Here is a 24,284-nt window from a genome sequence, read left to right on the forward strand (position 1 = left end):
AGACTACCTTGCTGTCCCGTCGGTTGGGCGACTGTGCGCTGCCACCGCTTCTCGGATCGCCTGCGCGGTGGTTGCAGCTGCTGCGGCAGCCGCCTCTTGCCAATCCTCCTCGGCCGACGCGTAGAGGATCGCGCGGGAGGAGTTGAGGATCAGCGCCGGGTTCTCCCCCCCACCGTAACCCGCCGCGACGGTGGCGCCGATACCCCCCCCTTGGGCGCCGATCCCCGGCACCAAAAGCGGCAACTCGGTTGCAATCGCGCGCACCCGGGCCACCTCGTCCGGATAGGTCGCACCCACCACCAACCCGGTCTGACGGTGGGGGTTCCACTGCGCCACCGCCAACCGGGCGACCCGCTCGTAGAGCCGTTCCCCAGAAGCAAGTGCAGCAAACTGCAGGTCATCGCCCCCAGGGTTCGACGTGCGGCACAAGATCAAGAGGCCACGGTCGGGATAACGCTCCCAATAGGGCGAGAGCGAATCGCTCCCGAGGTAGGGATTGACGGTGAGCGCGTCAGCGCGGTAACGCCGGAAGGCCTCGTCGGCGTAAAAGGCGGCGGTCGAACCGATATCCCCCCTTTTCGCGTCGAGAATCACCGGAATCTGCGGGGCGTGGTGGCGGATCGCCGCGATCACCCGGGCAAGCACCTCCTCCCACCCCCGCGCGGCAAAATGGGCAAATTGGGGTTTGTAGGCGCAGACGTAGGGGAGCGTTGCCTCCACCACCCCCACGAGGAACTGCTCCACCGCTTCAGCCGACCCCGTTCGCAACGGCTTCGGCAACCGCTCAGGATCGGGATCGAGCCCGACACAGAGAAGCTTCGCGGGATCATGCTGCCAGAGGGCAGCGAGTTTTTCGCGAAAAGTCATCAACGCTCCCAGTAGCCACCCTGTTACGCCCACGCAAAGACCGTACCCAGAAACCAAATAAGCCCTGCCCAGTTGTGGTCGAGAAAGACCTGAAACGCCCGCTTCGGTTCGCGTGTGGCCAACGCCGGAAGCTGCGCCGCCCAAAGAAAGGCAATCGCGACGAGCGCAAGCCAGTAACTCGCCCCGACGCCAGCAAGGCGCCCCGCAACCCCCCACGCCGCGAGTGCGGCAAGCTCCAACCCCACGATTGCGGCAACATCCCAACGGCCAAAAAGGATCGCCGAACTGCGAATACCGATTTTGAGATCATCCGGCCGATCGGCCATCGCGTACGCCGTATCATACGCGATCGTCCACAAGCCATTGCCGAGAAAGAGCCAGAAGGTGGTCGCGTCGAGCGAACCCCAAACCCCCTCCCCCCGTACCGCCACGAAAGCCATCGGGATGCCAAACGAGAAGGCGACCCCAAGCACCGCCTGCGGCATCGGGAGAAACCGTTTCGTAAACGGGTAGATCGCCGCCACCGCCGCCGCCGGTAACGACCAGAGGAGGATCGCTCCCCCCAATGTTGCGGCAAGGAGGAGCGCCACCAGCGCCAATCCCGCAGCGACCCACAGGGCGTGCTGCGGGGGTATCTCCCCCGCAGCCAAAGGGCGGTTTGCGGTGCGCCAGACGTGACGGTCAAAGTCGCGGTCAGCCCAATCGTTGATCGCACACCCTGCGGAGCGCATGAGAAAGGTGCCGGCGATAAAGACCGCGAGGGGCCACGCGGGCGGCTGCCCGCGCGCAGCGAAAAAGAGCGCGACGAGCGTCGGCCAGAGGAGCAGCAGTGTGCCGATCGGCCGATCACCGCGAATGAGCCGCCAATAAGCAGAGAGGGTGGAGCTCTTCATCATCTTCAAGTAGTTGAACATGGATGCGCGCTGGTACTCCGGGTCGGATCTCAGCCGGGGACCACCCAATTCTAGCCGAAAATTCACCGCGGCGGGGCTCTGGTAGCAGTCCAGTTCCCCCCTGAGGTACCATAATAGGCAACCCTTCCATCTGCCACGGAACATCCATGACCACCTTTGAGATCCTCGTCACAGCGCTTCTTGCGCTCGTTGTCGTGCTCCTTCTTGTGCTCATGCGCCGCCCCGCTCACCTCACCCAACTCGAAGAGAAGCTCAACGCACACGCGGCGGCGCTCGCGCGCCTAGAAGGGAGTCTCCAGACCGGTGCCAGCGCACAGGAGGCACGCCTTTCGGGGCTCACGCAAACCACGACACAGGTGCTCGAAGCGATGACGACGGCGCTCCGGGAGCAGCTTGAGAGCAACAGCCTGCAGCTCAAACACCAGCTCGCGATCATCCAGGAGGGGGTGATCCAGCAGCTCGCGGCGATGAACCAATCGTCGCAGCAGCTGGCCGAACAGTTGCGCGCGACATTGAACGAGCGCCTTGCGGCGATCCAGGCCGACAACGCTGCGCGGCTCGAGGAGATGCGCAAGACCGTCGACGAAAAGCTCCACGCCACACTGGAACAGCGCCTGGGCCAGTCGTTCCAACTCGTCTCGGAGCGACTCGAGCTCGTCCACCGGGGCCTTGGGGAGATGCAGACGCTTGCTGCCGGCGTCGGCGACTTGAAGCGGGTGCTCACCAACGTCAAGACGCGCGGCATCTGGGGCGAAGTCCAGCTGATCGCGATGATCGACCAGATCCTCACGCCGGAACAGTTCGCCACCAATGTCGCAACACGCCCCCACTCGAACGACCGGGTCGAGGTGGCGATCAAGCTCCCCGGGGGGAAGGAGAACCGCCCGGTATGGCTGCCGATCGACGCCAAATTTCCGGTCGAAGACTACCAGCGGCTGCTCGACGCTCAGGAGCGCGCCGACCCCGAAGGAGCGGAAGCTGCAGCAAAAGCGCTCGAACAGCGCCTGCGCGCGGAAGCAAAGACCATCCGGGAGAAGTACGTCGAACCGCCGCACACCACCGATTTTGCGATCCTCTACCTGCCAGCAGAAGGGCTCTACGCCGAGGCGCTCCGCCGGCCGGGGCTCGCCGAGTCGCTGCAGCGCGAGCAGCGGGTGGTGCTCGCTGGTCCGACCAACCTCGCGGCGCTGCTGAACAGCCTGCAGATGGGCTTTCGCACGCTCGCGATCGAGAAGCGCGCGAGCGAAGTGTGGGAGGTGCTCGGCCAGGTCAAAAGCGAATTTGCCAAATTCGGCGAGGTGCTCGAGAAGACCAAAACGAAACTCGACCAGGCGCGCAGCCAGTTTGACCAGATCGGCGTGCGCAGCCGGGCGATCGAGCGGAAACTGCGCGACGTCGAGGCGCTGCCGCTGCCGGACGAACGCCCGTTTCTCGCACTACCTGAAGAGGAGTAGCCTGCGGCAGTCACCTCACCCTGAAGCGCCGTCACTACTTCCGGGATTCGCTGGGCGTTGAGGTGTTGCCACACCCAAACCAAGCCGCAGATCGAGGCGCGTGATCGCGGGCAAAAAGAGCTCTTGCACGAGAAGCGGTTGCCCTTCGCGCCAAAAAAGCGAACGTCGCGCCCACAGGGGGGTGTGCGAAAGGGGCGCCGCTGCGCCTAAGAGGCCGTAGTGCGTCGCTAAGCGCCAGAGCGAGTGGCGGGGGTCGATTCTCGCTGCTTCAAGCGGCCCGCGGCAAACCGCGGGATCGTCAAAAAGGAGCGCCCCCAAAGGCCTTTTCCCCGCACAGAAAAAGAGCGGCCAAGCCGTTCTTGCCCTTGGCAGAAGAACGGAACGGGCAAAGACCACCGCGACGCCGTCGGCAAGGAGCACCACTTCCCGCACCCAGGCAACGGGGAGGTGACTCTCAAGCACCTGCTGTTCATCGCAGCTCATTCGCGCCCGCTCTTGGCGAAGGGGAATCACGGCGAAGTCGTTGCGGCAGTAGGACTGAATTCGCGCGGTGAGCGATCCCCTCCCCCGCAACCAACCGCGCCAGGGGTGGGGGATCGTCGCATTCGCCGCGCGCCATGGGGCGGGCAGCCGCCCTTGAACCCCGTTAAGCATGGGTGGCCCACCGTGCATGGGGGAGCCAGCGGGCGATCAGGCGCTCCACCCATTCGGGAGAACGGGCGATGAGCTCGTCGGCAAGCCCTTGGGCAGTCGGGATCAACGCTTCGTCGCGCGCGAGGTCGGCAACCCGCAGGAGCGGCACCCCACTTTGCCGCACGCCGGTGAGTTCCCCCGGGCCACGCAGTTGGAGGTCGGTCTGGGCGATGCGGAAACCATCGTTTTCGCGCTTCAAGGTCGCCAAACGCTCGCGGGCGATGGCTGAAAGCGGCTCGTCATAGAGCAACACACAGAACGACCGCTCCACCCCGCGCCCCACCCGGCCGCGCAACTGGTGCAGCTGCGCAAGGCCAAACCGTTCGGCGTGTTCGATCACCATGAGACTCGCATTGGGAACGTCCACGCCGACCTCGATCACGGTCGTCGCAACGAGAAGCGCCACGCGCCCCGCGACGAACGCTGCCATGATTCCCTCCTTCTCCGCCTGTTTCATCCGGCCGTGTAGCAGCGCCACCGAAACCTCCGGCATCGCCGCAGTGAGCTCGGCATAGACCGCTTCGGCGGCGTTGAGCGAGAGCTGCTCGTTCTCCTCAATCAATGGGCAGACCCAGTAGGCCTGTTTTCCTTGCGCGCACCAGGCGCGGACGCGGGCGATCAGCTCCCCTTTGCGCGAAAGAGGGAGGAGCGAAGTGGTGACCGGTTGCCGCCCGGGAGGGAGTTCGTCAAGAAAGGAGAGGTCGAGGTCGGCGTAACAGGCCATCGCGAGGGTCCGCGGAATGGGGGTGGCCGACATCATCAAGAGGTGCGGACGCCAAGCGGCGCATTTTTCGCGCAACCGCGCCCGCTGGCGAACGCCGAAGCGGTGCTGTTCGTCGACGACCGCGAGCGCCAACCGCGGCAACGGCGTTCGGTCTTCCAAGAGGGCATGGGTGCCGACGACGACGATCGCCTCCCCCGCTTCGAGCCGCTGCGCCCATTCGCTCCGTTCGCGCGCCGGTGTGCTGGCGGTGATGAGCGCCACCGGGGCGATCCCCTCAAAGAGCGGGGTAAGCTTCGTGGCGTGCTGCTGCGCGAGGATCTCGGTGGGGGCCGCGAGCGCCGCCTGGTAGCCACATCCAACCACTTGGGCAATCGCAAGCGCCGCCACCACCGTTTTGCCGCTTCCCACGTCGCCCAACACCAGCCGGTGCATCGGCGTGGGTAACGTCAGGTCGTGCGCAATCTCGGCAACCACCCGTTGCTGCGCGCGGGTCAGCGCAAACGGCAGGCGCGACTGGAGTTGCGCTGCCGCTGCTTCCCCTGCGGGGTCGCGAATCGCGGGTGCCGCCCACGCCAGGCGCTCGTGGCGGGCACGGCGCATCGACGCCTGGTGGGCGACCAGCTCGTCGAGCGCCAACCGCGCTCGCGCCGCACGCCACGCTGGATGGTCGGGGGCAATTCCGGCTGGCGGCTGGTGAAGGAGCCGGACTGCTTCAGGAAGCGGGGGAAGGCGCCAGCTGCGCCGCCGCTCCTCATCGAGCCACTCGGTAAGCGGCACCAACGTCAGCGCTTTGGCCACCCAGCGGCGCAGCTGCGGCTGGTTGAGGCCGTCGACACAGGGGTAGACAGGGGTCAAGGTGGCAGGGAGTGGCTCTTTGGGGTCAATCAGACGCGGGTGGATCATCTCATACCCCCCCGCATAGTGCCACCGCACCTCCCCGTACCAGCGCCAACGCCGCCCGGGCTGGAGCTTTTGCCGGATGCTGGGAAAGAGGCGAAACCACCGCCCGACGATGACGCCTGAGGGGTCAGCCAGATGAACGACAAGACTCTTTTCGCTCTGGCCAACGGTGCGCGCCCGCTCTTCGACCCGGACCACCTCCCCTTCAATCAGCGCCTCTTGTGTTGCCGTGAGCAACCCAATGGGCGTCACCCGGGTAAGATCTTCGTAACGCAGCGGCAAAAGCCAGAGAAAATCCTCGGGCTGCTGCACCCCGAGACGCGCCAGACGAGCAGCAACCGCCGGGCCGATTCCCGGCCACGCCTCAAGCGGAAAGCGGGGTTGCGGGGTGGCGCTCACCGCCCCAGATAGAGAATCGCGTCGGCCTCAACGAGCCCCCCTTTGGGGAGTGCCGAAACCTGAACCGCCGCGCGTGCAGGAAACGGTTCCGGAACGTATTGCGCCATGATGGTGTTGAGTTGCGCAAAATCGGCGAGATCGGTGAGAAAGATCGTCAATTTCACTGCGCGATCGAGCCCAACCCCGGCACTTTCCGCAATCGCGCGCAGATTCTGAAACATCTGGTGACACTGGGCTTCAAACCCTTCACGAAGGGTCATCGTCGCGGGATCGAGACCGAGCTGCCCGGAGATGAAGAGAAAATCCCCAGCGACAATAGCCTGGGAGTAGGCCCCAATCGCCTGTGGGGCATCAGAGGTTTGAATCGGGCGGATCATCGCGCAAAGCTCCTCATCCGCGGATCACGATATCACAGTTGAAACGGTCCAAGATCTTTTGCATGGCCTGGCGCGTCGCGGAATTGATCACCAGTGGCCCCATGAAGTTGGCTTTGAGACCATGGCTTTCGGGGTGCTCCTCATCCCGCCGCACGATCACGGCAATCACGACATCCTCAGGAGCGGTAGCCTGAAGGAGCGCCACTTCATCGTCGGAGAGTTCCAATTCGTAACGCACGCCGAGCGTCTCAGGGGTCACCAGCGAGAAGGCGACCTCGGGGTCGTCGAGTGACTGCATGATGAAGACGCGCGGCGTCTCCCCTTGCGCTGGCTCCTCATGGACGAGGGCAAAACGGGTGAGTTTCGGGAAACCTGCCAAACCTTTGGGAAAATGGATCACTTTGGCTTCGTCGACCTCGATCTCCCCCACCACTGGGCTTGTCAATTTCATGGTCCGCTCCTTGCAAACTTTTTTCAATCATACACCAAAGGAAAAACAACAGATCACGCAGCAGCCTCTGCCCGTCCGCCACTTTGGGCCAGCGCCCAGATCAACTGCGCTTCTGCTAGGGTCACGCCGCAGCGCCGCGCAAGCTCCTCAGGGTCGGCACCCCGACGAGCGAGTGCGAGCGGCTCGGCATATTCGGGAGAGACCTCGGTCACTGGAGCGCGGCTTGCCGCCGCCGGAGAAACGCCCTGCTCTGAAACAACCTCATCGCAGCCGCTTGCTACCGCCCCTTTACTTGAGCCGGCCTTGAGGGCGTCGAGCTCGGCGCGAAGTGCTGCGATCTGCTCTTGTTGGGTCGTGACCACCACCTGCAGCTGATCGATCCGCTGTTCGAGTGCGCGCGTCGCAAGCTGCGCCGCAAAGGGGGGCACTTCTGGTGCTGCAAGCGATGGACCCGCCCGCCACCAGCGCCACCCTTCCAGCACCAACCAGGCAAAGGAACCCGCCATCACCACCATCACAAATGCCGTCATCGCACGCTCCTTGCATCCCTGTCAAGAGCCCGTCAATATCATCCTACCGCGCAACCCGCACCGCAATCGGGCAAAATATCGGCCGTTTCTCCTCGTAATTTCGCCATGAACCGACTCTTCCTCTTTCTGGTCGTCACCGCGTTCGCCACTGCCGCCTGGCGGGAAGCTACCGGTCTTACCGGCACGATGGCCGCCGTCTCCAAAGCGGCGCTCGACTCCGCTGCGCAAGCCGTGACGCTGGCGATTGGACTCGTCGGGGCGATGAGCCTCTTTCTCGGTCTGATGAAGATTGCCGAAGCGGGAGGACTGTTGACGATTGTCGCCCGGCTCCTCTACCCCCTCATGGTGCGGCTCTTTCCCGACGTTCCGGCAAACCACCCGGCGATGGGGGCGATGGTGATGAACTTTTCCGCCAACCTCTTGGGGCTCGGCAATGCCGCGACCCCGTTCGGCATCCGCGCGATGGAGGCGTTGCAACGCCTCAACCCCCACCCGGAGAGCGCAACGAATGCGATGGCGATGTTTCTCGCGCTCAACACCTCGGGACTGACGCTCCTCCCCACCGGTGTCATCGCGTTGCGCGCCAGCCTCGGTTCTACCGACCCGGCTGCGATCTTTCCGACGACGCTGATTGCCACCGCCTGTTCGACGCTCGTCGCCGGTTTTTCCGCGTGGGCACTCGCGCGCTTCTTTCCCATCCGTTGCGTGGAAACGCCCAACCCGACACCGTGCTCGGGCATGCAAGACCATGACGGATACCCGGAAATACCCAATTCTGGCCCAGCCCCCGACGCCCCGTCACCCACGATTGCCCCTTACCCCCTTTGGGCGACGCTCCTCTTTTTTGCCGCGATTGCCGCGCTCGTCCCGCTCACGTGGCGTTTCGGGTCGGCGCTTTCGGCGTGGCTCATTCCCGGCTTGATCGTCGCGTTTCTCCTCTTCGGTGCGGCGCGCAGGGTTGCCCTTTATGAGGTGTTTGTCGACGGTGCACGCGACGGGTTTCAGGTGGCGCTGCGTATCATCCCCTACCTCGTCGCGATCCTCGTCGCGGTCGGGATGTTCCGCGCCAGTGGCGCGCTGGAAGCGGTGATTACGCTCATCTCTCCGCTTACGACCCCGTTAGGGATGCCGGCAGAAGCCCTTCCGATGGCCCTCCTGCGCCCCTTTTCGGGCTCTGGCGCGTACGCCGTGATGGCGGAGATCATGAGCCACCCCGAGACGGGCCCCGATACCTTGGTGGGTTGGCTCGTCTCGACAATCCAGGGCTCGACAGAAACCACCTTCTACGTCTTGGCGGTCTATTTCGGTGCGGTCGGAGTGAAGCGCGTGCGCCACACCCTTGCCGCGGCGATTCTCGCCGACATTGCCGGGATTGCCACCGCTGTTGTTGCGGTCCGGTGGCTTTATGGCAGCTAGTGCGCTAGGATAAAGGGAACAACAATCCACGCAAGAGGAGGAGACCATGATGAAACTCGATCGCAAAGCCCCCGATTGGCAGACGTTGTGGTTCAATTTCCGCTGGCAGATCCCCCGCCGTTTCAACATCGGCTATGCCTGCTGTACCCGCTGGTCTTCTGACCGATCGCGCCTTGCCCTCTTTTTTGAAGATGAACAAGGGAAGCGCCAAAGCTGGAGCTTTTGGGAGATTCAAAAAGCCGCGAATCGCCTGAGTAACGCGCTGCAAGCGCTTGGCGTGGCGCGTGGCGATCGGGTGGCGATCGTCATGGCTCAGCGCCCCGAGACCGCGATCGCCCACATCGCTTGTTACCAAATGGGGGCAATCGCCCTTCCGCTGTCCCACCTCTTCGGCCCCGACGCCCTCGAATACCGCCTCAACCACGCCGAAGCGAAAGTCGCCATCGTCGACGAAACCACGTTACCCAAGGTGGAGGCCATCGGCGAACTTCCCCACCTGCAGAATCTGTTGTTCGTTGGGGACGGGAAAAGGGTGGCCTGCACGGGACGGATCCGGGAGTGGCATGCGACGCTCGACAAGGCATCCGATCACTTCAACCCAGTGCGCACTACGGTCGACGACCCCGCAGTGATCATCTACACCAGCGGCACGACCGGCAACCCCAAAGGGGCGTTGATGGCCCACCGTACCCTTTTGGGCAACATTCCAGGATTTGTCTGCTCACACGACTTCTACCCCAAGCGAGGCGATCTCTTCTGGTCCCCTGCCGATTGGGCCTGGACGGGTGGCCTTTTTGACGTTCTTCTCCCCACCTGGTATTTTGGCCAGCCGCTCCTTGCCTATCAGGGCCGTTTCGATCCCGAAAGGGCCTTCTGGCTCCTGGAACGCTACGAAGTCCGCAACACCTTTCTCTTTCCCACCGCGCTCAAAATGATGATGAAGTACGCGCCACAACCTACCCAACGCTATCGCTTAGCTCTGCGCACAATCATGAGTGGCGGTGAAGCGGTGGGAGAAACCCTGCAAGAGTGGGCGCAGAGTCAGCTCGGGGTGACCATCAACGAAATCTTCGGTCAAACCGAGATCAATTACCTTCTGGGCGGATGCAGTAGCCGCTGGCCCGCGAAACCAGGTGCCGTGGGACTCCCCTACCCGGGCCATGACGTAGCAGTACTGGATGAAGAGGGCCATGAGCTCCCCCCGGGTGAAGAGGGGGAAATTTGTGTCCGCCGCAGTTGTCACGGTTCCCTCGACCCGATTTTCTTCCTGGAATACTGGCGCAACCCCGAAGCCACCCGCAACAAGTTCTTCGGCGACCCCGGCAGTGCAAACGCCTGGGGACGCACAGGGGATTTGGCGGTCCGTGACCACGACGGCTATTTCTGGTACCGCGGACGCCTCGACGACGTTTTCAAGTGCAGCGGCTACCGCATCGGTCCGAACGAGATCGAAAACTGCCTGATGAAACACCCGGCCGTAGCCAACGCTGCAGTGATTGGCGTCCCCGACGAGACAAAGGGGAATTTCGTCAAGGCGTTTGTCGTGCTGCAGCCAGGCTGGCAAGAGAGCGCGGAACTGGCCGAAACGCTGCGCGAACATGTCCGCCGCCACCTCGCCCCCTATGAGACGCCGCGCGAAATTGAATTTCTCGACGCCTTGCCGATGACCACCACCGGTAAAATCCAGCGCCGAATCCTGCGTGAGCGGGAAGCGCAGCGTCGCAGCAGCAGCTGAGTTCGCAGTACCCTCTGCAGGAAGGGGCTCAGGGAACGGCGGCCAGCTGCTCCCCCTCCCAGCGCGCCCGCCCGGCCGCAACGAGCTGCGTTGCAACCCAGTCGGCGAGCGCTTGCGGAGAGAGGTGGAGAAAACGCTCGTTGGCGATGGCAAAGAGCGGAATTTCGGCCAACATCCGTTCCAGCGCCGTTCGGGTAAGCGTCCGCTGTTCAAAGAGAGAGAAAGCCACACAGGCGCGCACCGCGTTGCGTGCAATGCGCGTAGGATCCTCGGCAAGCGCCCGCCACCGCCCCCAAGCCCGCTCGAGCGCGGCGGCGTAATCGCGAAAAGGAGGTCCATGGCCGGGGATCACCCACTCAACCTCGAGCCGTTGCAGCATTTCAAGCGTGGTGCGCGTAGCGGCAAGTGCCTCGTCGGTGCCGAGCAACGCCCCGAAGAGGATTCCAAATCCATCGGCCCAGAGGGCGTCACCGGAGATCAGAATCCCCTGATCGGGAGCGTAGAAGACCAGGGCGCACGGGTCGTGGCCGGGAGCAGCGATCGCGCGCCAAACAAGACCTCCGGCACGAAAAAGGTCGCCCGGCTCGATCGTCTCGTCGACGGGGAAGGGTTCAGCATTCTGCCCTGCCACCGAAAGGAGGAGCGCGTCACGGTCCCAGCGGCGCACCAATGGCGCCAACGCCGCTGGAACGGCGATTCGGCAAGCGAACACCCTCTTCAGCGCAGCGTTACCCCCTAGGTGGTCCGAGTGGGAATGGGTGTTGATCAACCGCACCAAACGGCGGCCAGCGAGTTCTGCGCCCACCCGCACCACCGTCTCCTCCGCTTCGGTCACGTAACCGCTGTCGATGAGCGTTGCCTCATCGCCGTCAAACAGCAAGACGCTGTTGGAGGAGAGCCAGCCGCGCTCAATGACGCGAAGCGATGGAGGCAACGCGGTCGGGGTCACGACGCGGCGTGATCCTAAGCGGGGAAACGGGGGGCGCGCTTTTCGAGAAACGCGGTCACCCCTTCGGCAAATTCGGCGGTTGCCGAACAGCTGGAGAAGGCGTCCGCCTCCTCGATGAGTTGGACTTCGAGCGAGTGTTCCATCGCGTCCGCAAGGAGCCGCTTCATCCGCTGCAAAGCGTGGCGCGGCCCTTGTGCCCAGCGGGTGGCGATCGCCATCACCCGCTCCTCGAGCGCAGTGTCGTCGACCAACTCGCTGACTGCCCCGGCAGCGTACGCCTCTTCCGCGGTAAAGCGCTCGGCCAACAAGAGCCAACGCGCCGCGCGCTTCGCCCCCACTGCACGAGGCAGAAGATAAGACATCCCGCCATCGGCCGAGAGGCCGATGTTGAGATAGGCGGTAGTGAAGTACGCCGTGCGGCTGGCAACGATCAGGTCGGCCATCAACGCAAGCGACAGCCCAAACCCCGCACACGCACCACGAACCGCGGCAACCACCGGGAAAGGAGCGTGGGTGAGGCGTTCGACCAAGACGTTGGCCGCGCGCTCGATTACCGCACGGTACTGCGCCCGCCGAGTCTCAGGAGAAAGAGAGAGGGAGCGGTAAAAATCGCGCAAATCGCCACCCGCCATGAAGTGGTCACCCGCACCCACCACGATCAGGGCACGCACTTGCGGGTTGTCGTAGAGCGTTCCAGCCGCGTGCGCGAGCTCCTCGAGCATCTGCATCGACAGCGCATTGAGCGTCTCGGGCCGATTGAGACGCAATTCCCAGATTCCCGGGCTCTTTTCCGAGACCAAAAGGGTTTGATAGTCGTTCATAAAGGAGTCGCTCCTTGATCTCTGAGTTCGCGGCGTGCCCGCATATAGTCGGGGGTCGCGGCAAAAACCGTCTTCTCCACCGTAGTGTATTCGACCCCCGCCTCATCGCGCCACACGGCAGTAAAAATCGCTTCTGAGCGGCCAACTGTGACAAGGTCATGCTCGACCTGAGCGATGATCTCCGCGGGGAGAACGAATTCGGCGCGAAGGGTCCTACGCGCAGGGCGGCGGTAACGTATGGCAGCGGCCTTGTCCCAAACCACCGTCCGCTCCGGCAGATTATAGGCGAGCATCACGGCAAACATCGGGTCGGCCGCGGCGTAGAGTGCGCCACCAAAAGTAGCGCCCGCCGGGTTGGAGGTACGCCACGAGTGGGGAAGCCGCACGACGATCCGCCGCAGATCTGCCGCGACCTCTTCGACCCATGCGCCAGTGGCGCGGTAAGAGGGATAAAAGTTGAACCCCCACCGCAAGGCGTGGTGCCAATAGCGGCGGGGGATATATCGCATCAGGGGCGAGCGCATCGCGCGCGCCCCCTTTCCTTTGACGCTGCCGTCATACGCGCTCGAAGATGCCCGCCGCGCCCATTCCGGTCCCGATACACATGGTCACCATGCCATATTTCACTTTGGGATCGCGCTTCATCGCGCTCATCACCGTTGCGGTACGGATCGCGCCCGTCGCCCCCAACGGATGGCCAAGCGCAATCGCGCCACCGAGCGGGTTCACTTTGGCGGGATCGAGCCCGAGTTCCCGGATCACCGCAAGCGACTGCGCGGCAAACGCTTCATTGAGTTCGATCCAGTCGAGATCCTCTTGGCGGATGCCGGCGCGCGCCAACGCTTGGGGAATCGCCGCAACCGGCCCAATCCCCATGATCTCCGGTGGCACACCCGCAACGGCATACGCGGCCACCCGGGCAATCGGCGTGACGTTGTAGCGTTTGACCGCCGCCTCCGACATCAAGAGCACAGCCCCTGCGCCATCGGACATCTGCGAGCTGTTCCCCGCGGTCACCGTACCGCGAGCCGCGAAGACCGGCCGCAACCGTGCAAGCGATTCGCGTGAGGTGTCACGCCGCGGCCCTTCGTCGGTATCCGCAACCTGTTCGACGACGCGGGGAACGCCCCCCTCACCTGGCAGGTGCGTGCGCACCGGATAAGGGGCAATCTCGTCGCGGAAGAGCCCCTGGTCGATCGCAGCAAGCGCTTTCTGGTGCGACGCCAGAGCAAATTCGTCTTGGTCGTCGCGCGAAATACCCCACTTCTGCGCCACCTTCTCGGCGGTGAGCCCCATACCGAAGGCAATCGCGTAGTTCTCCTCTTTTTCGAAGACAGCGGGGTTCAGGCTCACCTTGTTCCCCATGATCTGCGGCATCACCGACATCGATTCGGTCCCCGCGGCGATCATCACGTCCGCCTCGCCGAGACGGATCCGCGCAGCCGCGTCGGCCACGGCTTGGACACCGGAGGAGCAGAAGCGGTTGATCGTGATCCCAGGGACACTATTGGGGAAACCGGCAAGCAGCAGTCCAATGCGCGCAACATTCATCCCCTGTTCGGCTTCAGGCATCGCGCAGCCGACGATCACGTCGCCGATTTCCGTGAGGTCAAGGCCCGGTACTTGGCTCACCACCGCTTTGAGGACGTGCGCCAACATGTCGTCGGGACGAACATGGCGGAACATCCCCCCTTTTTTGCCCACCGGAGTACGAACTGCAGCGACGATATAGGCGTCTTGAATGGGTTTGGTCATCTTTCTTTCCCCTTTCGATCAGTTACGCAACGGCTTACCCGTGGTCAGCATGTGCTGGATCCGTTGCTGCGTTTTCTCCTGCTTGAGGAGCTCGACGAATTCGTGGCGTTCAACCTCCAGAATCCACTCGGTGGAGACACTCATCCCGCTTTCGACGTCGCCACCACAGAGCGCCCGCGCCACCGCCGTTCCCACGCGGAAGTCGTACTCGCTGATGAACCCGCCTTCCAGCATATTGATCAGGAACATCTGGCAGGTGGCAATCCCGTTGCGCCCGGCAACGACAATCTCCCGCTCAGGGAGCGGCGCCTGATAGCCCGCGTCAGCCATCGCCCGCGCCCGGCGGATCGCCACGTAGAGGAGCTCGCGCGGATGCATCACGATATCGTCCCCCGCACGGCCAAACCCCATCTGGATCGCCTCGAGCGCGCTCTTCGCCACCTGGGCTTGGGCAATCGTCTGGAACGCCGTCTGGATGAACGGGAAAACGTCGCCCCCTGCGGCGCGCTGGGCCATGCGGTGCGCCTGCAACGCAAACTCCTTGCACCCGCCGCCAGCGGGAATGAGCCCGACCCCCACCTCGACCAGCCCGACGTACGACTCATGGGCAAAGACGCGGTGGGCCGCGTGCATCACGAATTCACACCCGCCACCGAGCGCCATCCCTTCGACCGCGGCGACGACAGGAACCGCAGCGTGCTTGAGCCGCATGCTCGCCTCTTGGAATTTCGCCACGGTCCGCTCCAGAAGGTCGAACTGACCGGCGGCGCACGCTTCAGCCACCTGCTTGAGGTTCGCCCCAACGGCAAACGGCGCCTCGTGCCAAATCACCAGGCCATCGAGATCGCGCTCGGCGCGCGCAACCGCTTCCAGAACGCCGTCGAGCACCTCGTCGCCGATGGCGTGCATCTTGCTCTTGAACGAAATGATCCCGATCCGGGGATCTTGATCGGCACGGCGCCACAGACGCACCCCGTCATTCTCCCAGAGGGTCTCGCCGCGATCGTCGATCGCTTCACCCAACACCCGCTCCGGATAGAGCTGCCGCTGATAGACCGGGAGGTTCCTGCGCCCCACCATCGCCCCTTTTGCGGGGCTAAAAGAGCCGCTGGGCGTATGCACCCCATCAACCGCGGTGACCCATTGCGGCAGTGGGACATTCGCCATCGTGTTGCCGGCCGCGACCTCAGCCGCAATCGCGTCGGCTATCTCCCGCCAACCGGCCGCCTGCCAGGTCTCGAAGGGACCCATCGCCCAGCCGAATCCCCACCGCATCGCCAGGTCGAGATCGCGCGCGTTGTCGGCGATCGAGCCCAAATGGTAGGCGCAATAATGGAAGACATCGCGGAAGATCGCCCAGAGGAATTGCGCCTGCGGGTGGCTGCTCGCGCGCAATTTCTGGAATTTCACTTTGGGGTCACGCTCAGCGAGGATCGCGTCGACTTCGCTCGCCACCTCACCCGCTGCCGGCCGGTAGGAGCCGCTTTGGCGATCGAGCACCAGGATCGCTTTGCCCTCTTTGCGGTAGATTCCCCCCTTGGTCTTCTGCCCCAACTGCCCCTTTTCGATCAGCTGCTGCAGCCACGCCGGTTTGGCGAAGTAGCGGTGCCAGGGATCATCGGCAAGATGCTGGGTCATCGTGTCGATGACGTGGGCCAGGGTATCGAGCCCAACGACGTCCGCAGTGCGGTAGGTGGCGCTCTTGGGTCGGCCAATCTTGGGGCCAGTGAGTGCGTCGACCTCATCAAAACCGAGCCCCAGCCGCTCGGTGTGGTGCATCACCGCAAGAATCGAGAAGACGCCGATGCGGTTCGCGATGAAGTTGGGGGTATCTTTGGCGCGAACCACCGACTTACCCAACCGGACCGTGAGCCAGGTCTCGAGCGCATCCATCAGGGCGGCGTCGCTCTGCGCGGTGGGGATCAATTCCACCAGCGGCATGTAGCGCGGCGGGTTGAAGAAGTGGATCCCGCAGAAGCGGGCGCGATGCGACTCGGGGATATTCTTGGCGAGCGCCTCGATCGACAGCCCCGAGGTATTCGACGCGACGATTGCGTGCGGCGCAAGGTGCGGCGCGATCTTGGTGTAGAGGTCGCGCTTCCACTCCATCCGTTCGGCAATCGCTTCGATCACGAGGTCGCATTCGGCGAGCTTGGCGAGATCGGTTTCGTAGTTGGCCGGTTCGATAAACTGAAGCCGGTCCTTTGCGGCAAACGGTTTGGGATCGAGCTTCGCGAAGGTCGCGAGCGACTTCTTGACGATCGCGTTTTTGTCCCCCTCTTTCGCGGGCAGATCAAAGAGCACGACCGGGACGTTGGCGTTGGTGCAGTGGGCGGCGATCTGCGCCCCCATCACCCCCGCCCCCAAAACGGCCACTTTACGAATCACAATGCGTTCCACTGGTGCCTCCATTGAGTTGGTTCAAACGTTTGTTTGAAAGATAGCACAAAAAAACCGCCCACGCAAGGGGCGGCTTCACCTTTTGGCAAGGCTCGGTCAGAACGACCGCGAATACTGCACACCCGTGAGCCAGATGTTGCCATCGTACTCGCCGATCACCCAACCTTTCCCTTTGGCGATCTGGTTCTGGCTGATGCGCGGGTTGTTGATGAAGAGGTGAGCGAGGCCAAAATCGACGCGCGTCACGCGATCAGGCCGCCACTGCGCACCGAACGAGAGCCAGATGCGGTTGTTGTCGGGGAGTGACACCAGACGGGTATTGGCGTTCTTGACCGGCGCTTCGTCGTGCGCGACACCGAATTTGATCGTCCATGCGTCGCTGTAGCGGTAATTGGCGCCGAGCGCGACGCGCCAGGTGTCGCGGAAATGAGCGTCGAGCTGGTCGGCAGTCGATCCCGCCTGCTTGCCCGAGGTACGAAGAATCGGCAACACGTCAATGCTGCTCCACCCCGTCCAAGAGATATCGGCCAACAGCTCCCAGCGCGGGTCAAGCTGGTGGGTGAGACTGACGATGAAGGTATCGGGCAGATCGACATTCACCTTGGCATTGACGCCCGCAGCACCAATGGCCGGGTTCGAGAGAACTGCAGCGGCCGGGCCGGTAGCGGTCAGCGTCCCCGTGAGCTCCTGCTTGACTTTCGAGCGATATGAGAGGCCGATGCGCGTCGCCTCTGTCGGTTGGAAGAGAAGACCGACATTCCAGCCGAGCGAGACATCATCGGCCTTCAGACGCAGTTTGGTACCCTGCATCATCGCATCGGTCACCCCAAGCGCCTTCAGCGTTGCGGGCGCAAAGAGACTTGCGAACCGATCGTAGGTCGCCTCCATCTTCTGGATGCTGATGCCAGCGCCAAGCGAAAGTTTGTCGTTGACCCGGTAAGCCACCGAGGGGTTGACATTCATCGTCTTGATGTCAAAGAGGGTCGACTGGAACCGGCCGATCCAATCGTTGGTGTATTCGGTCTTCAAGCCGAAAGGTGCGCCAAAACCGACACCGACGGAGAGTTGATTGTTGATTCGCTGTGCATAGTAGCCGTTGGGGATCGCGGCCCAGTCCCCAGCGTCGGCGCCGTTGCTACCGGTAAGGGGAACGGGAACTGGAGTGAGGGGCGGGACTGCAGCGAGGCTCCCCTGGTTCGTGAATTTGAAACTCGGTTTCACCACCGCGAGGCCGAGAGAAACTTCCCGTTGCCCGGCAAGCGCCGTCATCCCGGCGGGGTTGAAGAAGATCGTAGAAGCGTTATCAGCGACCGCCGCCGACCCCGCGTAGGCGTTGGCGATGCCACTCGCGTTCTGCTCGAGCAGCTGGAAGCCGCCAGCATAGGCTGACGAAAGACCGGCGGCAAAGAGCGCCCCCGCCAGTGTCGTCAAACGAAAGGTTGCTTTCATGGGTCAAACTCCTCCTTCTGTCCAGACCAAAAAAACCTGTCCCACCTGCTTATGCAGAGGGCGCCTCCTTCGGAACTTCGCGTTTGTTGCCCTGAGCGTCGAGCGCGACATAGGTCAAACGCGCCTCCGTCACCTTCACCACCATGGGCGATTCGGGGTGCCTTTCGGCAAAGACCTCGACATCCACGGTGATCGAAGTTCTTCCCACCGAGACGATCTCGGCGTAGAAACTGACCACATCGCCGACCGCGATCGGCTGCTTGAAGACAAAGCTGTTCACCGCCACCGTCGCGACCCGCCCTTTGGAGCGCCGCCGCGCGGGTAAGGAGCCAGCGATATCGACCATCGCCATGACCCAGCCGCCGAAGACATCCCCGGCTGGGTTGAGGTCGGCCGGCATCGGCATCACCCTCAGTTCCGGCTGTTTGTCGGGTAACGTCACGGTCATCTGCTGCGCCCAATCGATGGAGAACCGGTTTTTATGATAACCGATTTCTAACAGCTGTTTGAACCCCAGGAGCGCCTACCCCCATTTTTTCCCCGTTTTCCCCGTTTTGACTGTTGCGCCAATGCAACGGTCCGCCACGAAACGGGGCAAAACCGGTGCCAAAAATCACCCCGGCGTCAGCAAGGTCGGCATCGGCCACGACGCCGTTCGCGACGCACCGCTCGGCTGCATCAACGAGCGGCGCGACGATTCGCTCCGCCAAATCGCTCGGGATCGCATCAGGAGCCACCTTTTTCTTCACCGCTCGCCCCTTCACCCAGCGGTAATACCCTTCACCGGTTTTTTTACCCAGCTTTCCGGCATCGACCAGCTGCTGCAAGCGGCGGGGGGGTGGGTCGCGCCGATCGCCCACCAGCTGCTGCCCCGCAAGCAGGGCGACATCGAGCCCCACCGTGTCGACGAGCTCGATCGGCCCCATCGGCATGCCAAAGGATTCGAGAGCCGCGTCGACCACCTCGGGCGTGTACCCCTCCTCCACCGCCTGCAACGCCGCCATCAGATAGGGAGCCAGCACGGCATTGACCAGAAATCCAGGCGCGGAACGCACCGGCAGCGGGAGTTTGTCGAGTTGGCCGACAAAGGCCAATGCACGCTCAACCTGGGTGCGGTCGCTCTGCGCCCCTTCAACCACCTCCACAAGCGCCATTTTGCGGACCGGGTTGAAGAAGTGGATGCCCACGAGCCGTTTAGGGTTGGCCATCGCTTCGGCAATCGCCTCGATCGACAGGCTCGAGGTATTGGTGGCAAGGAGCGCGTCGGGGCGGGCGTTGCGCTCGACCTCGGCGAAGAGGCGCTGTTTGACTTCGAGTTTTTCCACCACCGCTTCGATGATGAGATCGGCGTGACGCACGCCAGTCCCCTTGGGGTCGGGGATGAAACGGTCGAGCGCGGCGCGCAACGCCGTCTCATCGTTCCGAAAACGGGAGCGGAACCAACGCGCCGCCTCTTTTTGCGCCCGCGCGAGCGCCTCGTGCGAGAGATCTTGCAACGTGACGACGAACCCCCGCGCGGCGCAGACCATGGCGATCTCAGCCCCCATCACACCAGCGCCGATCACGTGGACATGGCGCACCGGGGCAACCGTTTCTTTCCCGAAACGTTTGAGCCGCTCTTGGAGGAAGAATACACGGAGCAGATTGCGGGTTGTGGGGTGGTTCGCGAGGGTCTCGATGCTGGCGGGATCCTCGGGGGGCACCGTCAGCGGATTGCCGCCAAAGCGGCTCCAGCAGCGAAGCACCGCGTAGGGTGCGGGGTAGTGCTCCTGCCGCACGCGTTGGCGGACCATTTTTTCTGCTTGCCGCACCAGGAGCGGTTTGAGCGGCCCTTCCCACAGCCGCTCAAGGAGCGGGCGTTTCGCGCGCCGCGCTGGCGGGTTGACAATCCAGGCTTCAGCGGCCAAGGCAGCCACCCGCTCAGGCACCACCTCATCGACCAGACCGAGGCGCTTTGCTTGGCGGGCATCTACGCTCTTACCCGTCAACATCAGCGGCAACGCCCGGCTCGGACCGATCCGTTGGGGCAAGCGCATCATCCCCCCCCAACCGGGGTAGATGCCGAGCATGATCTCCGGCAGAGCCAGTTTGGTGCCCCGATCGGCAACGGCGACACGGGCGCGACAAGCCAGAGCAAGCTCGAGCCCCCCGCCAAGACAGTGGCCATGGATGAGGGCGACCGTCGGCAGAGAATAGCGCTCAAGACGCTCCATGAAGCGCCACCCGCGCTCGACCAGACGGCGCGCCGCCTGCGCGTCGGGCAAAGCAGCGAACGCCTCGACGTCGGCGCCGGCGATGAAACCGGCGGGCTTTTTCGAGGCGATCACGACTCCTTTCGCGCCGCTTTGAGCGATCGCCTCCAGCGCCGCCTCCATCTCGGCAAAAATCGGCTCGGAAAGGGTATTGGCACTGCGGCCTGCGGCGTCAAGCCAGAGCCAGGCCACCCCGCGTTCATTGACCGACCAGCTGAGATGTTCCATCCGTTCCTCGCGCATTGCCTGCCCCTCAGACCCGTTCGATCCGCATCGCCCCGCCCAGGCCACCGCCAATGCAGATCGCGGCGATTCCGCGGCGCGCGTTGTGGCGTTTCAAAACTTCGACCAGATGCCAGACGATGCGCGCACCACTGGCACCAACCGGGTGGCCGAGCGCGATCGCACCCCCATCGACGTTGAGACGGCTGCGGTCGAGCCGCCCGAGCGCTTTCGGCAACCCCAGCTCGTTGCGGCAATAGGTATCATCTTCCCAGGCGCGGAGGCAAGCCAGCACCTGGGCAGCAAACGCCTCGTTGATCTCCCAGAAGTCGACCTGCTCCAGCGACCACCCAGCGCGTTGCAACAGCGGCGTGGCGGCATGGACCGGCCCCAACCCCATCTGGGCCGGGTCGAGCCCCGCCCACTGGCTATCGACCAACCGCGCTGCTGGCTCGAGGCCATACCGCTCCACCGCCTCTTCCGAGGCCAAAAGCAGCATCGCCGCCCCGTCGGTGATCTGGGAGCTGTTTCCCGGTGTGACGCGGCCGTAGCGATCAAAGAAGGGTTTGAGTTTCGCCAGCTTTTCGCGTGAGGAGTCGGGTCGAACGCCGTCGTCCCGTGTATGGGCCCGCCCCTCTTCGTCAAAGAGCGGTACCATTTCATGGGCGAAAAAACCAGAGTCGTGCGCCGCAGCGGCACGACGATGGCTCTCGACCGAAAAGTCATCCATCTCGTCCCGCTCGATCGCGAAGCGGGTCGCCAGCGTCTCGGCCGTCTGTCCCATCAACTGCTTGACGACCGGGTCGGTCAACCCTTTCATCAGACCGATCACGGGCTTGAGGTCCCGCAGCCGCAGATCGCGCAATGCGGCCACCTTCTGCGGCAGAGTTTTGGCAGTAGAGAAGCGCCCCAGGAAGCGAACGAAGGCGTCGGAGAAGAGCACCGGCGCATGGCTGAGCGCATCGACGCCACCAGCGGCAACCAGATGAGCGCGACCGGCGAGAATCTGCGCCGCAGCGGAGTCGATGGCCTGCATGCCTGACGCGCAGTTGCGCATCACGGTCCACCCAGGCACTTTGAGACCGCATCCCGCGCGGAGCGCCACCACGCGGCCGATATTGACCTCATCGGCACGCGGCGCTGCGCAGCCGATGATCACTTCATCGAGCTGTTCCGGTGCGATCGGCTGGCGCAACAGCAAGTGCTGCAGCGCCCGAGTTGCGAGGTCTGAGGCACGAAACGGCCCCGGTTCGCTTTTTGCTTTCAAAAAGGGGGTACGCACCCCATCGACCAGATAGACCGTTCGTGCCACGTGACGCTTCCTCTTCGTTACTGAACAACGGAAACTTCTCGAGCCGCCGCGATCGCCTGCCGCCGCTTTTCAGGCCAAGGGCGCATCGCGGGCGGCACCGCAGCAGTGCGGGCGATCCGATCGTCGGGAATCCGTTGGGCGGCGCTCTTCACGTCAAAATCGTACGGGAAGTCATCGACGCGAATCACCAGGTCGCGCAACTGGTTGCGGTTCGCCACGGTGCGGTATTCTGCCTCGGTGATGACGCCCTGCGCCAATGCCTCTTCCCAGATCGCATCGACGCTGCCGCTTGCCAGCGCCTCAAGGCTCGGTGTGAACCGCCCCGCTTTTTGCGCCTCGCGCAGTTTCGCTTCGATCGGTTCGCTCGCACAGGTCGCCACCAGCGCCGCTTCGAGCGCGCCGATCGGTTCGTCGAGCGACTGCGGCAGATGGACCAACGCGGTCAACCGATCGCGCGTCGCCCCCGGCTCCATCAACCCCATCGCGACGCGGTGACCCAGACGATCATCCGGGGTGCGGAAGGGGCGACCGAGCGGGAAGGTCATGAAGCGCGCGAGCACCCGGGCAGGCGCCAACGGGAAGTTGTCGATCACGCCGACAAACGCCACCTGGGCACGGAAAAAGGCGTCCCAGATCGCCCAATGCATGAACGGCGCGTCTCCCGCTGGGCGACCGTCGGCCTCGAACCGCTTGAGGGTGGCGCTCGCCAGATAGAGTTGCGAGAGAATATCGCCCAACCGCGCGGAGAGGCGCTCTTTGCGCTTGAGCGCGCCGCCCAAAACCCCCATCGAAACGTCAGCAAGGAAAGCAAAAGCGGCCGAAAAACGGGTGAGCTGCTGGTAGTAGCGCCGGCATTCGGGGGCAACCTGCTGCGGCACGCGCACAAACCGCGCACCCGTGAGCCCCATGACCAGCGCCCGCGCACCGTTGTTGAGGGTGTAGGCGATGTGGCTCCAGAACGCGCGATCAAACGCATCGAGGTCACCATTCTGCGCCGCCCGCATCTCCTCCAGCACATAGGGGTGGCAACGTACCGCCCCCTGGCCGAAGACAATCAGGCTCCGCGTGAGGATATTGGCCCCTTCCACGGTAATGCCCACGGGAATCTGCTCGTAGGCACGCCCCAGGAAGTTCTGCGGCCCAAGGCAGATCCCTTTGCCGCCGACGACGTCCATACCGTCATTCACCGTCTGCCGGGCGCGTTCGGTGACATGGTACTTGACGATTGCCGAAACCACCGAGGGTTTTTCACCAAGGTCGACCGCTCCAGCGGTAAATACCCGTGCAGCGTCACAGAGGTAGGTGTTGCCCCCGATCCGGGCGAGCGCCTCCTCGACCCCTTCGAAGCGGCCAATCTGGGTCTTGAACTGGTAACGGATCCGTGCGTAGGCGCCGACGGCACGCGCCGTCACCTGCTGCATCCCCGTGTTCGACCCCGGAAGCGAGATCGACCGGCCCGCAGCCAGACACTCCATCAACATCCGCCACCCTTTACCGACCATCGCTTCGCCGCCGATCACAAAGTCGAGCGGAATGAAGACATCCTCGCCGCGGATCGGGCCGTTCATCCACACCGCGTCGAGCGGGAGGTGGCGGCGGCCAATCTCGACACCAGGGTGGTTCGCCGGAATGAGCGCGAGCGTGATGCCGATCTCTTTCCCTTTGCCGAGGAGGTTTTCCGGATCGAAGAGTTGGAATGCCAAACCGAAGACTGTACACACCGGCGCCAGGGTAATGTAGCGCTTGTTGAAACTGACCCGGATCCCGATCACCTCCTTGCCCTGGTATTCGCCCAGGCAGACGACCCCGGCGTCGGGAATCGACGCCGCGTCCGACCCCGCCCACGGGCTGGTGAGGGCAAAAGCGGGAATCTCCTCACCGCGCGCGAGGCGTGGCAGGTAGTAGGACTTCTGCTCTGGGGTGCCGTAGTGGAGGAGCAGCTCCGCCGGACCCAACGAGTTCGGTACCATCACCGTGACCGCAGGGGCACTGGAGCGCGTGGAGAGTTTCGTGATCACCTGCGAGTGGGCGTAGGCAGAAAACCCTTTACCGCCATACTCTTTCGGGATGATCATCCCCAGAAAACCCTTCTCCTTGATGAATTGCCACACTTCGTCGGGCAAATCCTTCCTGAGACTGCACTCCCAATCATCCACCATGCGGCAGAGCTCTTCGGTTTCGTTCTTGAGGAAAGACTCCTCTTCCGGCGTCAATTTCGGCCACGGATAGGCCAAGAACTTCTGCCAATCGGGATTGCCGCGAAAGAGCTCCCCTTCCCACCAGACTGTCCCGGCCTCTAATGCGTCCCGTTCGGTCTGCGACATCTGCGGCAACGCTCGGGCAAACGCTTTGAAGAGCGGCGCCGTCACCCACCGTTTCCGGGTGGGCGAGTGCCCTATGACAAAGAGAACCCCACACCAAGACAGCGCAACCAACACCGTCAGCCAAACGGGGAATGACCCCGTGACCGCCAGCGCCAACCACCAAGCCAAAATTGCTCCACCCCAGAGAAAAAGGGGCGCTCGCCCGTAGGCGAGCGCAACCACCAAGGGAGGGAGGAACAGCAACAAGAGCCACACCATCATGATCTCTCCTATCTGTGCAGATCAAACGTTTGTTTGAATGATACGCAAAAAAACGCTGGAGTGCAAGAGTCGGTATACT

General features: G+C 63.4%; 20 protein-coding genes. 3 read left to right on the forward strand and 17 right to left on the reverse strand.

Annotated features, from left to right (window positions below; genetic code table 11):
• Positions 1–3: 3 nt before the first annotated feature.
• Positions 4–867: an orotidine-5'-phosphate decarboxylase gene (gene pyrF / locus ACYQ6T_RS06105; RefSeq protein WP_459828833.1), complete on the reverse strand. Its 864-nt coding sequence runs from the start codon at positions 865–867 to the stop codon at positions 4–6.
• Positions 868–890: 23 nt separating this feature from the next.
• The gene (ubiA, locus tag ACYQ6T_RS06110) at positions 891–1,760 is read right to left on the reverse strand and encodes a 4-hydroxybenzoate octaprenyltransferase (RefSeq protein WP_459828865.1); all 870 of its coding nucleotides are present in this window, start codon (positions 1,758–1,760) and stop codon (positions 891–893) included.
• Between the two features lie 167 nt (positions 1,761–1,927).
• On the opposite strand from ubiA, the gene ACYQ6T_RS06115 reads away from it, so the two are divergent.
• Entirely contained in the window at positions 1,928–3,235 is a 1,308-nt protein-coding gene (locus ACYQ6T_RS06115) for a DNA recombination protein RmuC (protein WP_459828835.1), read from the forward strand.
• 15 nt (positions 3,236–3,250) lie between these two features.
• Here ACYQ6T_RS06115 and ACYQ6T_RS06120 read toward each other — a convergent pair whose 3' ends face one another.
• From ACYQ6T_RS06120 to ACYQ6T_RS06140, 5 genes are read right to left on the reverse strand one after another with little or no spacing between them, the layout of a single operon-like run.
• On the reverse strand, positions 3,251–3,889 hold the full coding sequence (locus ACYQ6T_RS06120; protein WP_459828837.1) for a chorismate--pyruvate lyase family protein: 639 nt from the start codon (positions 3,887–3,889) through the stop codon (positions 3,251–3,253).
• A complete protein-coding gene (gene recG / locus ACYQ6T_RS06125; RefSeq protein WP_459828838.1) occupies positions 3,882–5,951 on the reverse strand; it encodes an ATP-dependent DNA helicase RecG in 2,070 nt (689 codons plus the stop codon). The genes ACYQ6T_RS06120 and recG overlap by 8 nt, the downstream gene beginning before the upstream one ends.
• Positions 5,948–6,328 carry a RidA family protein gene (locus tag ACYQ6T_RS06130; RefSeq protein WP_459828840.1) on the reverse strand — a complete coding sequence of 127 codons (381 nt, stop codon included), beginning with the start codon at positions 6,326–6,328 and terminating at the stop codon, positions 5,948–5,950. The genes recG and ACYQ6T_RS06130 overlap by 4 nt, the downstream gene beginning before the upstream one ends.
• 13 nt (positions 6,329–6,341) lie before the next feature.
• The gene (gene fliW / locus ACYQ6T_RS06135; RefSeq protein WP_459828842.1) at positions 6,342–6,779 is read right to left on the reverse strand and encodes a flagellar assembly protein FliW; all 438 of its coding nucleotides are present in this window, start codon (positions 6,777–6,779) and stop codon (positions 6,342–6,344) included.
• A 53-nt stretch (positions 6,780–6,832) separates the two neighbouring features.
• Positions 6,833–7,309 (reverse strand): DUF2802 domain-containing protein, encoded by a 477-nt coding sequence (locus ACYQ6T_RS06140; RefSeq protein ID WP_459828844.1) that lies wholly within the window; start codon positions 7,307–7,309, stop codon positions 6,833–6,835.
• A 105-nt stretch (positions 7,310–7,414) separates the two neighbouring features.
• On the opposite strand from ACYQ6T_RS06140, the gene ACYQ6T_RS06145 reads away from it, so the two are divergent.
• The gene (locus tag ACYQ6T_RS06145) at positions 7,415–8,725 is read left to right on the forward strand and encodes a nucleoside recognition domain-containing protein (protein WP_459828846.1); all 1,311 of its coding nucleotides are present in this window, start codon (positions 7,415–7,417) and stop codon (positions 8,723–8,725) included.
• A 49-nt stretch (positions 8,726–8,774) separates the two neighbouring features.
• Positions 8,775–10,460, forward strand: a complete 1,686-nt coding sequence (locus tag ACYQ6T_RS06150; RefSeq protein WP_459828848.1) for an acetate--CoA ligase — start codon at positions 8,775–8,777, stop codon at positions 10,458–10,460.
• A gap of 28 nt (positions 10,461–10,488) precedes the next feature.
• On the opposite strand, the gene ACYQ6T_RS06155 is transcribed toward ACYQ6T_RS06150, so the two are convergent.
• From ACYQ6T_RS06155 to ACYQ6T_RS06200, 10 genes are all read right to left on the reverse strand, one after another.
• Positions 10,489–11,409 carry an MBL fold metallo-hydrolase gene (locus tag ACYQ6T_RS06155; protein WP_459828849.1) on the reverse strand — a complete coding sequence of 307 codons (921 nt, stop codon included), beginning with the start codon at positions 11,407–11,409 and terminating at the stop codon, positions 10,489–10,491.
• A 14-nt stretch (positions 11,410–11,423) separates the two neighbouring features.
• Positions 11,424–12,230: an enoyl-CoA hydratase/isomerase family protein gene (locus ACYQ6T_RS06160; RefSeq protein ID WP_459828850.1), complete on the reverse strand. Its 807-nt coding sequence runs from the start codon at positions 12,228–12,230 to the stop codon at positions 11,424–11,426.
• Positions 12,227–12,754, reverse strand: a complete 528-nt coding sequence (locus ACYQ6T_RS06165) for a DUF4442 domain-containing protein (RefSeq protein ID WP_459828851.1) — start codon at positions 12,752–12,754, stop codon at positions 12,227–12,229. The genes ACYQ6T_RS06160 and ACYQ6T_RS06165 overlap by 4 nt, the downstream gene beginning before the upstream one ends.
• Positions 12,755–12,785: 31 nt before the next feature.
• Positions 12,786–13,985: an acetyl-CoA C-acyltransferase gene (locus ACYQ6T_RS06170; protein WP_459828852.1), complete on the reverse strand. Its 1,200-nt coding sequence runs from the start codon at positions 13,983–13,985 to the stop codon at positions 12,786–12,788.
• A gap of 18 nt (positions 13,986–14,003) precedes the next feature.
• Complete coding sequence (locus tag ACYQ6T_RS06175) at positions 14,004–16,385, reverse strand: 3-hydroxyacyl-CoA dehydrogenase/enoyl-CoA hydratase family protein (protein WP_459828853.1); 2,382 nt, start codon at positions 16,383–16,385, stop codon at positions 14,004–14,006.
• A gap of 96 nt (positions 16,386–16,481) precedes the next feature.
• A complete protein-coding gene (locus ACYQ6T_RS06180) occupies positions 16,482–17,834 on the reverse strand; it encodes an OmpP1/FadL family transporter (protein WP_459828855.1) in 1,353 nt (450 codons plus the stop codon).
• Between the two features lie 49 nt (positions 17,835–17,883).
• Positions 17,884–18,282 (reverse strand): acyl-CoA thioesterase, encoded by a 399-nt coding sequence (locus tag ACYQ6T_RS06185; RefSeq protein ID WP_459828857.1) that lies wholly within the window; start codon positions 18,280–18,282, stop codon positions 17,884–17,886.
• Positions 18,283–18,313: 31 nt separating this feature from the next.
• Positions 18,314–20,329, reverse strand: a complete 2,016-nt coding sequence (locus ACYQ6T_RS06190) for a 3-hydroxyacyl-CoA dehydrogenase NAD-binding domain-containing protein (RefSeq protein WP_459828859.1) — start codon at positions 20,327–20,329, stop codon at positions 18,314–18,316.
• Between the two features lie 10 nt (positions 20,330–20,339).
• A complete protein-coding gene (locus ACYQ6T_RS06195) occupies positions 20,340–21,620 on the reverse strand; it encodes an acetyl-CoA C-acetyltransferase (protein WP_459828861.1) in 1,281 nt (426 codons plus the stop codon).
• 17 nt (positions 21,621–21,637) lie between these two features.
• Positions 21,638–24,202 (reverse strand): acyl-CoA dehydrogenase, encoded by a 2,565-nt coding sequence (locus tag ACYQ6T_RS06200; RefSeq protein ID WP_459828867.1) that lies wholly within the window; start codon positions 24,200–24,202, stop codon positions 21,638–21,640.
• Between the last annotated feature and the right edge of the window lie 82 nt (positions 24,203–24,284).

This window comes from Hydrogenophilus islandicus (genome assembly GCF_054657095.1).

Coding starts and splice junctions, on each gene's coding strand:
- pyrF (WP_459828833.1), bottom strand. CDS start 867: ATGACTTTTCGCGAAAAACTCGCTGCCCTCTGGCAGCATGATCCCGCG.
- ubiA (WP_459828865.1), bottom strand. CDS start 1,760: ATGAAGAGCTCCACCCTCTCTGCTTATTGGCGGCTCATTCGCGGTGAT.
- ACYQ6T_RS06115 (WP_459828835.1), top strand. CDS start 1,928: ATGACCACCTTTGAGATCCTCGTCACAGCGCTTCTTGCGCTCGTTGTC.
- ACYQ6T_RS06120 (WP_459828837.1), bottom strand. CDS start 3,889: ATGCTTAACGGGGTTCAAGGGCGGCTGCCCGCCCCATGGCGCGCGGCG.
- ACYQ6T_RS06130 (WP_459828840.1), bottom strand. CDS start 6,328: ATGATCCGCCCGATTCAAACCTCTGATGCCCCACAGGCGATTGGGGCC.
- fliW (WP_459828842.1), bottom strand. CDS start 6,779: ATGAAATTGACAAGCCCAGTGGTGGGGGAGATCGAGGTCGACGAAGCC.
- ACYQ6T_RS06140 (WP_459828844.1), bottom strand. CDS start 7,309: ATGACGGCATTTGTGATGGTGGTGATGGCGGGTTCCTTTGCCTGGTTG.
- ACYQ6T_RS06145 (WP_459828846.1), top strand. CDS start 7,415: ATGAACCGACTCTTCCTCTTTCTGGTCGTCACCGCGTTCGCCACTGCC.
- ACYQ6T_RS06150 (WP_459828848.1), top strand. CDS start 8,775: ATGAAACTCGATCGCAAAGCCCCCGATTGGCAGACGTTGTGGTTCAAT.
- ACYQ6T_RS06160 (WP_459828850.1), bottom strand. CDS start 12,230: ATGAACGACTATCAAACCCTTTTGGTCTCGGAAAAGAGCCCGGGAATC.
- ACYQ6T_RS06165 (WP_459828851.1), bottom strand. CDS start 12,754: ATGCGCTCGCCCCTGATGCGATATATCCCCCGCCGCTATTGGCACCAC.
- ACYQ6T_RS06170 (WP_459828852.1), bottom strand. CDS start 13,985: ATGACCAAACCCATTCAAGACGCCTATATCGTCGCTGCAGTTCGTACT.
- ACYQ6T_RS06180 (WP_459828855.1), bottom strand. CDS start 17,834: ATGAAAGCAACCTTTCGTTTGACGACACTGGCGGGGGCGCTCTTTGCC.
- ACYQ6T_RS06185 (WP_459828857.1), bottom strand. CDS start 18,282: ATGACCGTGACGTTACCCGACAAACAGCCGGAACTGAGGGTGATGCCG.
- ACYQ6T_RS06190 (WP_459828859.1), bottom strand. CDS start 20,329: ATGCGCGAGGAACGGATGGAACATCTCAGCTGGTCGGTCAATGAACGC.
- ACYQ6T_RS06200 (WP_459828867.1), bottom strand. CDS start 24,202: ATGGTGTGGCTCTTGTTGCTGTTCCTCCCTCCCTTGGTGGTTGCGCTC.